Raw genomic sequence first — 9,788 nt, forward strand, 5'->3', positions numbered from 1 at the left:
AAAGTACCCACAAACTGCTGCAAAAATTAGCTCAAAAGGTCAACAGGCCCTAATTCATTTCCGTATTGATTACCACATCACGCGTTTCATTATCCATATCACTGATGCCGACCACTGAGATTTCACGGTCAGATAAATTCTCAATCATGCTGTCTTCCAACCCACCGTCTGTCATCCACGCATAGAATTTTTCCGCAATACGATCCGAACCTTCTCCGACAAACGTTAATGTGACCTTCTTCATTTGTGACACTCCATCAATTTACGATTCAGCCACTTAAGCGTAGTATGTTTCGCAAATATCGACATAAACTAGGACTAACTTCTTTTATGAGTATCGAAAAATTTGACGCGATTTATCAGCGCGCTGCTGAGCGTAAAGGTGGTGAAGATCAACTTGAAGCGCTTTTGTCTCATCCACTAAGCAAAGAAGAATTGGCAGCGATTCCCGATGACCGTTGGCTGGCCGCTTTTTCGATGAAGGTATTCCAAAGTGGGATTTCGTGGAGCGTGGTTCGCAACAAGTGGCCGAACTTCGAAGAAGTATTCTTCGGATTTAAGATTGAGCCCTTGTTAATGCTGTCAGACGAGCAATGGGAAACCAAAGCAACCGACAAACGCATCATTCGCCATCTCACTAAAGTCATGTCGATCCCTGCTAATGCTCGTATGATCCACGAAGCAAAAGTCGAATACGGCTCGTTTGGCAAAATGGTTGCCGATTGGCCGCAAGAGAAAATCACCGACCTATGGGCATATTTGAAGAAACACGGTAATCGCCTAGGTGGAAATACCGGTCCTTACACACTTCGCCAAATGGGCGTTGATACCTTTATCTTGTCTAGCGACGTCGAGGCTTACCTGCGTAATTGCAAGATCATTGAAGGTGGCAAAGACACTAAAAAGTCGCTCGACGCCACCAACAAAGCGTTTGTGCAATGGCAACAAGAAAGTGGTAGAAGCCTGTCTGAAATCAGCCAAGTTATTGCGTTCAGCACCGGCGATAATCGCATTTAACCGAGATTAAACCCAAAATACAAACGGCGCACTGATCATTGGATTTAGTGCGCCGTTTTTATGTTCATTGGTTCAAGTACAGACTTACTTTGAAGCCAGTGATTCCCACTCAGTCAGTAGCTGCATAATGCGGTGAGAGTCTTCCCATGTTGCACAAGGATTTTCTAACGAGGTACGCCCCTCCTCAACCGCTTGGCGAATAGTGCGCACTTGATAGAAGAAAGCGTCCCCAGTTGCCGGTACAAACACTTCACGCTTCGACGTCTCGTAAATTTCCACACTAAACTGGTTATCTTGCGTTGGTAGCCATGGGTTCGAGTCTAACGTAATACAGCCTTTGCTACCCAGAATGGTGAATTGGTGTTTCAATCCGTGATCTTCGGCGGTATGCACGCTCGCCGTTTGTTGCTCACCGAATTGCATCATCAAGCTCGATTCACAGATATTCCCATCGTTACCTCGTCGACCAATCGCCGTCATAGAGCGGTTTCCAAAGGCTTGTTCACCCAACATGGTTTTCACCACCAAGTGCACCAATGATATTGGGTAGCAACCTAAATTATACAAAGCACCTTTGCTGTCTGGATTAACAAACTGCGCAATCGACGCAATATAAGAAGTATGGATGGAGCGAAGTTCACCGATCTCTCCCGATTTAAGCACCGAAAGTAACTCGCTGATCAAAGGGTGATGCAAGTACATCAAGCCTTCAGCAAAGAATACCTTGTGCGATTCGACTGCCTTTAGAGCCAGCTCAGTTTTTTCCATATCTACCGAAAGTGACTTCTCACAAAGAATCGCTTTACCCTGCTCTGCCGCTTTGACGATAAAGTCATGATGAAGGTGATTTGGCAGTGCGATGTAAATAATGTCGACTTGTTCATCGGCAATCAACGCATCGTAATCGGTGAAGGTATTCTCGATGCCATATTGCTCAGCAAATGCATTCAAGTTCCGTTCCGAACGCCCAGCCACCGCGTAGAGCTTACTCTTGTCATCGCCTTGGATTGCCTCTGCCATGACACCTGAGATAAAGCTTGTGCCTAAAATGCCCCATTTCATGTTCACGTCTCCTATTGCGCTTGAGTTTCGAATGCTTGGACTAACTCTGCCATTTCAGCTGCAATGAACGCTTGTGTATGCGGCATAGCAAAATGCGCTTCAATCGCGGCGCGGTTTTCATATCGCTCCCAAAGAATCACACGCAGTGGGTCTTTCGAATCGTAGGTCGCATTCGCTTGCAAACACCCAGCTTCGCTCTGCATATCAAGGCAAAATTGTTCAATGGTCTCAACCACTTGTTGTCTTGGCTTATCGGCATTCATTTTCAGTTCGGCGGTAACAAAAATCGTCTTGCTCATGATGGATCTCTTTCTCCACTCTTAATCATACGTCCACTGTAATTAACCTCATATGATTGATAAACTCTGCTTTAGTTATTTCTTTATCAACTCTGGGTGTGTAATGGATAAATTAACAAGCATGAAGGTTTTCGCTTACGTGGTCGAACATGGCAGCTTTCGTAACGCCGCACACCACTTTGACATTTCACCGACCATGGTTGGCAAACACGTGAGCTTTCTTGAGCAAAGCTTAGGTACGCAGCTGATTCATCGCACCACGCGCAAACAGTCCTTGACCGAAGCTGGCAGACTCTACTATCAAGAGTGCCACCGCATTATTGAAGACATCACCAACGCAGAGAACCTAATCCAGACGCTGATCAACCGCCCAACTGGAACAGTAAAAGTTAACTGCCCAGTTACCTATGGTAAAAGGGTGATTGCGCCCATCGTGGCTGACTTCTTAGCAGAATTTCCCGAACTGAACGTTGAGTTAATGTTGGATAACAGTTTGATTGACCCATATCGAAGCGAAGCAGACGTGATTATTCGTATTGGTGAGTTGGTCGATTCATCGTTAGTTGCAAGAAAACTCGGGGAATACGACATGACTTACTGCGCCTCACCCTCTTACCTTGAGCAACATGCCCCTATCCAATCGCTTGATGACCTTGAACATCATCATTGTTTGGGATTTCAGTATCACCAAGGAGAAAGCCAACAAGTGGTGAACATGCCATCTAATACCTTTGGGAACAGCAACACCCGATTAACGTCTAATAATGGTGATGTGCTTAAGTTTGCCGCGTTAAAAGGCTCTGGTGTTCTTCTACAACCAAAGATTTTAGTTGAACAAGAAATCCAGTCCGGCGCGTTGGTAGAAATTCTCCATTCACACATTCCCAAGCCAAAGCCAATCCACCTGCTTTACCGTTCAAAACAGCTTTCCCTTAAAAATCGCACCTTCGTCGATTTTGTTCTTTCTCACGTGAGCCAATAATACAAACAGACAAAACGGCGGCAATTTAACCGAATAATTAGTTTTTATTGTCGATATGACAAATATTATTTCTCATTAATTATCTTTATTTTTCATACCATTAGTACAACTCGCTCATTTAATGAACATAATTTATTGATTCCCATCAATTGCATTGCCCTGACAAAGTGACTAGGATTGCCGCCTTTCCTGAGTGAACTATCAAAATAACATCGAGAAATGTAATCTAATTTCTCTTCAAGTTCGTGCGTAATCACGACATTTGCACTCATTTCAAACTGCATAAGCACATTCCTTTGCTTATGAAAACGACATTGATTTCTCAACACTTTTGGTCACGTATGTGACTTTTTTCGTTGGGAGCGATTTTTCAATCAAGGTTGGTCACAAGGACGCTACCCCTTGACTGCATTTACTGGAGGATAAAATGCCTAAAGGTCTAATGCTGACTGACTTAGCCATTGCTGGCTTACTATTGATTTTGGCAAAAGTCATTCGCGTTCACACGCCACTACTACAACGTATGTACATTCCATCGGCGGTTCTCGCGGGATTATTCGGTCTGATTTTTGGACCAGCCCTGCTAAACACACTGCCTTGGACCGATACATTTACCACTAACGCAAGCCTATTAACTGCTGCACTTTTTTCTGCGTTAGGTCTGGCAACTGATGTCCCATCACCTAAGACCGTCGCACAGCGCGCTGGCTCATTGTGGGCATTCAACCAAATCGCTTCTGTTTCACAGTGGTTATTTGCAGCAATGTTTGGTCTCGCGATCACTACCTTCTTCTGGCCAGAGATTAATCCAGCCTTTGGCGTAACAATGTCTGCAGGCTTTATGGGCGGTCACGGTTCAGCTTCTGTTGTTGGCGAAATATTCACGGGGCTTGGTTGGGAAGATGGCTTCACACTAGGTTTAACCTTCGCAACCGTGGGTATCTTCATTTCGATTTCTGTCGGCATGCTCATGCTGCAATTCGCATTGAAGATGGGTTGGATTCGTAGCTTTACGACATTCGACAGCATGGACGAACACGAACGCAAAGGCCTTGTTAAACCTGATGATCAAGAACCTGTAATGAAAGACACTATGTCTTCCCTGTCGGTTGATTCTTTTGCGATTCACGCCGCATTGGTGGTTGTAGTAACGGCGTTCTCCTATGTTGCTGCTAACTATTTATCTTCCTTCCACGATAAGGTGCAGATCCCAACGTTTGTAACCGGGTTCCTTGGCGGTATGTTGGTTCGAATTGTCGCAAAGCAGACCAAAGCGTCACGTTACCTTTGTGATGGCGCGTTCAAACATGCAGCGGGCATCAGCACCGACTATTTGATTATCTTCGGTATCTCTGCAATCAAGATTACCGTCTTGGCTCAATACTTAATGCCTATGGTAGTACTAGCTCTTGGCGGCGTATGTTTCACACTTTGGTTAATCTTTTGGGTGGCTCCACGCATCATGGGAGACGATTGGTTTGAAAAAGGCATCTTCTCTTGGGGTTGGCTGACGGGTACGGTTGCAATGGGTATTGCCCTACTACGTATCGTCGATCCTAAGATGAGAAGCAAAGTATTAGATGACTATGCCATCGCTTACGTTCCTGGCTCAATCACTGATATTTTCATCATCTCTTTGATGCCAATTGCAATGTACAACGGCATGCACTGGCAAGCTCTTTGTGTTGGTTTAGCATACATAGCCGTAGTTCTTTTTATTTGGCGTTTTGTTTTCAAACAAGGCTCACAGACCGCAACGAATCCATCATAACGACCTGATTTACCGAGCCTCATTTTAGCTGAAATGAGGCTTTTTCTTACTGATATCTCAATAACTTTTTATGTAAAAACAAACACACTTCAAGTTAAAAAAATGAGCAATTTGTTTTATATATAAGAACATGACTACTCATCGCATAACTTCATTCTTTTTCAATACCTTTCCAGCCATAATTTTGTTCCAGAATAGCAGTCTATAAAAGCAAATTCGGAGGTTGGCTGTGCGTAATTCCAAAGGTTTTACTCTGATAGAATTGGTGATTTGTATCGTCATTCTGGGAATAGTAAGTGTTGTGGCGTTTCCAAAATTTTTAGACATCCAAAAAGACGCCCGTATTGCGGTCTTGCATGGCGCAAGAGAAGCTTTGATGACCGCAAACAATCAAGTTTATGCGAAAGCAGTCATGCAATCTCAAGAACAAGCCGATGGTGGAGAGGTCAAGAATATTGACTTGGATAGCGATGGTGTTAAGGATTTAATTGGCTATTACGGATACATAAAGAACGTAATACCTGCACAAGAACTCGCTGGTTTTGACCCTCAATTGACTATCAATCGATGGTATGGCGTGGATGATGAAAATGAACCTTACTTCTTGATTGGCTTTGCTAATAAGCCCGTAGATATCTCTCATCTTTGTTATGTTGAGGTTTACTACCCGAAAACATCAGGTGGTCAAATAAAATACGGAATTCAAACTAGAGACTGCTAAAACCACTCGGAATGAGCTTCAAAAGCATCACTTTTGAAGCTTTTATCCCCTAACAACCCAAAACCCTTCAAAACTTCAAATTAACAATAAATTCACATTATCTCGTTACATCCACACCTTTCAGCGATACATAAGGCAGCAAACCACACTGTTCCTGCCAAATCGACACATTGTATTGTTTTTCATTTCGCTCAAAAATTCCGCTTGTAAACTCATTAATTCGCTCAATAATAGTTCTATAACAAATTCAATAATTTAAGCAGGAGGCGAAATGAGAATATTCTGGCAGCTGCGTTGGTACTTCCAACTCAAATGGAAACAATATGTGGGGTCAATCCTATTGTTTGCCGTCATTTCAGCCCTTCAGCTTGTTCCCCCTAAAGCAGTCGGCATTATTGTCGATGGTGTGGTTGATAACACGCTAGAAACCAGCACCTTACTGATGTGGTTAACCGGTCTTATTGCGTTATTTTTTGCGATATATGGCTGTCGAATTCTATGGCGTATCTGGTTATTTGGCGCGAGTTGGGAATTAGGCACTATTTTACGTAACCGACTCTACCGCCATATATCCACGCAACCTCCTCGATTCTTCGAAAGATACAAAACTGGCGACCTGATGGCTCGTGGCACCAATGACGTGCGCAACGTCGTGATGACAGCCGGTGAAGGCGTATTAACCGCGGCAGATTCGGTGATTACTGGTATTGCTGTTTTCATTATTATGGTGACACAAATCAGTTGGAAGCTGACGTTAATGGCTCTTTTACCGATGCCATTCCTCGCGATCATCATCTTTTTCATTGTTCGCATTCTGCATAAACGTTTTAAGATCGCACAAGAAGCTTTCTCCACAATGTCAGACATGACTCAAGAATCATTGAATGGCGTACGTATGCTGCGTGCTTTTGGGTTAGAAAACCAAGAGCAAAAGCGTTTTGAAGATGTCGTCGATGATACTGGCGAGAAGAATATCGCGGTAGCTCGCGTTGACGCACGTTTTGACCCAGCAATCCAATTGACCATTGGCATGTCTTTCTTCCTAAGCGTGGCATCAGGTGCGTATTTAGTTGACCAAGGTGATATTACACTTGGGGATTTGACCGCATTTACCATGTACTTAGGTCTTATGATTTGGCCGATGTTGGCATTCGCGTTCTTGTTCAATATTCTGGAACGAGGCTCTGCTGCGTGGAATCGCCTACAAGAAATATTTGATGAGAAGCCAGAAATCATCAGTGGCGATACAGCATTAGGCACGGCTCCATTACCTTTGCAGATCAAGATTAATGAGTTCCACTGGTCAAAAGATCTGCCCGCTGCACTCACCGATGTTCACATCACTTTGGAGCCTGGAAAAATGCTCGGCATTGCAGGTCCTGTCGGTAGTGGCAAATCAACCTTGCTAACCCTACTGCTTCGTCAACATGACATGGACAACGGTACGATTCAATTTGGTGATATCAAAATCAAAAACGCACTCTTACCAGAATGGCGAAACCGCTTTGCCGTGGTCAATCAAAGCCCGTTCTTGTTCTCTAAATCTATCTTCGACAACATCGCTCTAGGTAACCCTGACGCATCAAAAGAAGACGTTTATCGTGCGGCGAAACTAGCTTGTATCCACGACGATATTGAGAAGTTTCCTGAAGGCTATCAAACAGAAGTGGGCGAAAAAGGCATTACCCTCTCTGGAGGTCAGAAACAACGTATCGCTATTGCTCGTGCCATGTTGCTCAATGCACAAGTGCTGGTCTTAGATGACGCTCTATCTGCCGTTGATGGGCGTACAGAGCATCAAATACTAAAGAACCTAGAGACGCATTACCGTGAACAGGCGTTAATCGTCATCGCTCATCGCCTCACTGCGTTAGAGGCAGCCGAAGAGATTGTCGTACTCAACCACGGTCACATCGCAGAACGTGGTCAACATCGCTCGCTTCTTGAGCGGCAAGGTTGGTACGCAGAGATGTACCAATATCAAAAACTAGAACAAGCAATGGAGGACGAATAATGAAGCAATCAACAACGTTTAAACGGTTATTGTCTTACCCATTGTCGCAACCAAAGCCGATGTTAAAAGGCTTAGTACTGCTGTTTATAGCCGCGTTAGCCAGCGCGGGTGGACCTTGGCTCGTTCAATACTTTATTGATGAACACATCGCGAAAGGTGATTATTCACGAGATATTTTGATTTCATTGGCAGCGGGCTACATCGCATTACAGCTTATTTCAGCGACGTTTCAATATTTCCAATCGCTGCAGTTCAGCATTGTGGCGACCAACACAATAAAAACGATTCGCAAACAAGTTTTCGCTGGCGTCATCAAGCAACCCTTGTCCGAGTTTGATTACACTCCTGCTGGTAAGTTGGTTTCAAGAATCACCAACGACACGGAATCGCTGCAACAGTTTTACGAACTGCTAATCGCGACGGTAGTGAAGAACGCGGTGATGATCTTGGTAATGCTTGGGGTTATGTTTTACATGAGCTGGAAGCTGACTATCGTGGTGTTAGTACTCCTACCTATCGTTATCAGCTTCATGTACCTGTTCAAAAAACTAAGTACCGAAAGCTACCGCAACATGCGTGATTTACTGACAGACATTAACGCCAACTTGAGTGAGTCTATTCAAGGCATGAGTGTAGTGCAGTTGATGCAGCAAGAAGAACGATTCAACAAGCAATTCAACGGGCTCACCGCAGGTCATTTAGTCGCATCAAAGAAAGTTATTCGTTTGAACGGCTTCCTACTGCGTCCGCTCATGGATTTACTCGCGGGTCTTGCACTGCTCTCACTCGTTGCTATCTTTGGTTTTAATGGCGTAGAAATGATTGGTGTCGGCGTTCTTTATGCCTTCATAAGCTACTTAGCGCGCGTAACTGAACCTTTGATTGAAATGACTCAGCAGTTGGCATTACTTCAGCAAGCATTAGTATCGAGTGAGCGAGTGTTCGAGTTAATGGATGCGAAAGAACAAACCTATGGTGACGATCACCGCCCACTCCAAACGGGTGCAATCGAATTGAGCAATCTCACTTTCAGCTACGATGGCAAACAAGACGTGTTGAAAGACATTTCTCTCAAAGCTGCTCACCAAGACTTTATCGCTCTTGTTGGTCATACCGGCAGTGGTAAAAGTACTCTCGCATCACTACTGATGGGCTTTTATCCAACGACCAGCGGTGAGTTACGCATCGATGGTCGTCCATTAAAGTCCCTAGGAAAAAACGTACTTCGTAAAGACGTTGCCATGGTTCAACAAGACCCGCATATCTTACCTGCTAGCGTAAGAGAAAATATTTCTTTAGGTAGAGCGGTCGAAGATACTCAAGTTTGGGATGCACTAGAAAAGGTAGGATTGGCAGAACAAATTCGTCGTTATCCGAATGGTCTAGACACACAGCTTGGACAAGGCGAAACGAACCTTTCTGCAGGTCAAAAGCAGTTGCTTGCGCTGGCGCGTGTTTTGGTGGCTAAACCAAAAATCCTTATCTTGGATGAGGCAACCGCGAACATCGATTCGGGTACTGAAGCTCTGATTCAAAAAAGCTTAGAAGTTCTGCGCCAAGATATGACGCTTGTCGTCATTGCGCACCGATTATCGACTATTTTAGATGCCGATCAGATTATCGTTTTGCATCATGGCGATTTGGTTGAAAGTGGCACGCACAAAGCGCTGTTAAAACATAATGGACGATACGCGCAGATGTACCAGCTTCAGCAAGCAAATCGACATATTCAGCAACTTGAAGAGGAAGATGACAAACAGTTTGAGGAAGCTGTTTAAACAGTCTACAGACCCAGACATTAGGCCCGTTGGTCATACTGCGGGCTTTTGTTTATCCCCAATACCGGCGAACCGACTCGATGTCTCGTTCCCCGGTTTCCACCACCTTCATTTCTAATATTCTTAGACTATACCCAAGTAACC

Annotated in this window: 9 protein-coding genes; 6 read left to right on the plus strand and 3 right to left on the minus strand. The window is 44.3% G+C overall.

Annotated features, from left to right (window positions below):
- Positions 1-49: 49 nt before the first annotated feature.
- A complete protein-coding gene (locus tag VHA02S_RS23855; protein ID WP_005377692.1) occupies positions 50-244 on the minus strand; it encodes a hypothetical protein in 195 nt (64 codons plus the stop codon).
- Positions 245-330: 86 nt separating this feature from the next.
- Between VHA02S_RS23855 and VHA02S_RS23860 the strand changes: the two genes are divergently transcribed.
- Positions 331-1,017, plus strand: a complete 687-nt coding sequence (locus VHA02S_RS23860) for a DNA-3-methyladenine glycosylase I (protein WP_038898668.1) — start codon at positions 331-333, stop codon at positions 1,015-1,017.
- Between the two features lie 84 nt (positions 1,018-1,101).
- On the opposite strand, the gene VHA02S_RS23865 is transcribed toward VHA02S_RS23860, so the two are convergent.
- Positions 1,102-2,079, minus strand: a complete 978-nt coding sequence (locus VHA02S_RS23865) for a Gfo/Idh/MocA family protein (RefSeq protein WP_038898669.1) — start codon at positions 2,077-2,079, stop codon at positions 1,102-1,104.
- A gap of 11 nt (positions 2,080-2,090) precedes the next feature.
- Positions 2,091-2,378 (minus strand): putative quinol monooxygenase, encoded by a 288-nt coding sequence (locus tag VHA02S_RS23870; RefSeq protein ID WP_009698079.1) that lies wholly within the window; start codon positions 2,376-2,378, stop codon positions 2,091-2,093.
- A gap of 103 nt (positions 2,379-2,481) precedes the next feature.
- Here VHA02S_RS23870 and VHA02S_RS23875 point away from each other — a divergent pair, with 103 nt between their 5' ends.
- The 5 genes from VHA02S_RS23875 to VHA02S_RS23900 all read left to right on the plus strand — a co-directional run bounded on the left by VHA02S_RS23875 (position 2,482) and on the right by VHA02S_RS23900 (position 9,644).
- Positions 2,482-3,360 carry a LysR family transcriptional regulator gene (locus tag VHA02S_RS23875; RefSeq protein WP_038898670.1) on the plus strand — a complete coding sequence of 293 codons (879 nt, stop codon included), beginning with the start codon at positions 2,482-2,484 and terminating at the stop codon, positions 3,358-3,360.
- Positions 3,361-3,787: 427 nt separating this feature from the next.
- Entirely contained in the window at positions 3,788-5,131 is a 1,344-nt protein-coding gene (locus VHA02S_RS23885) for a sodium/glutamate symporter (protein ID WP_038898673.1), read from the plus strand.
- Between the two features lie 229 nt (positions 5,132-5,360).
- Positions 5,361-5,852, plus strand: a complete 492-nt coding sequence (locus VHA02S_RS23890) for a type II secretion system protein (protein ID WP_038898674.1) — start codon at positions 5,361-5,363, stop codon at positions 5,850-5,852.
- Between the two features lie 271 nt (positions 5,853-6,123).
- Positions 6,124-7,866: an ABC transporter transmembrane domain-containing protein gene (locus VHA02S_RS23895; protein ID WP_038898675.1), complete on the plus strand. Its 1,743-nt coding sequence runs from the start codon at positions 6,124-6,126 to the stop codon at positions 7,864-7,866.
- Positions 7,866-9,644: an ABC transporter transmembrane domain-containing protein gene (locus tag VHA02S_RS23900; RefSeq protein ID WP_038898676.1), complete on the plus strand. Its 1,779-nt coding sequence runs from the start codon at positions 7,866-7,868 to the stop codon at positions 9,642-9,644. The genes VHA02S_RS23895 and VHA02S_RS23900 overlap by 1 nt, the downstream gene beginning before the upstream one ends.
- Positions 9,645-9,788: the final 144 nt, after the last annotated feature.

The organism is Vibrio harveyi NBRC 15634 = ATCC 14126 = KCTC 12724, from assembly GCF_001591145.1.
GTDB lineage: Bacteria > Pseudomonadota > Gammaproteobacteria > Enterobacterales > Vibrionaceae > Vibrio > Vibrio harveyi.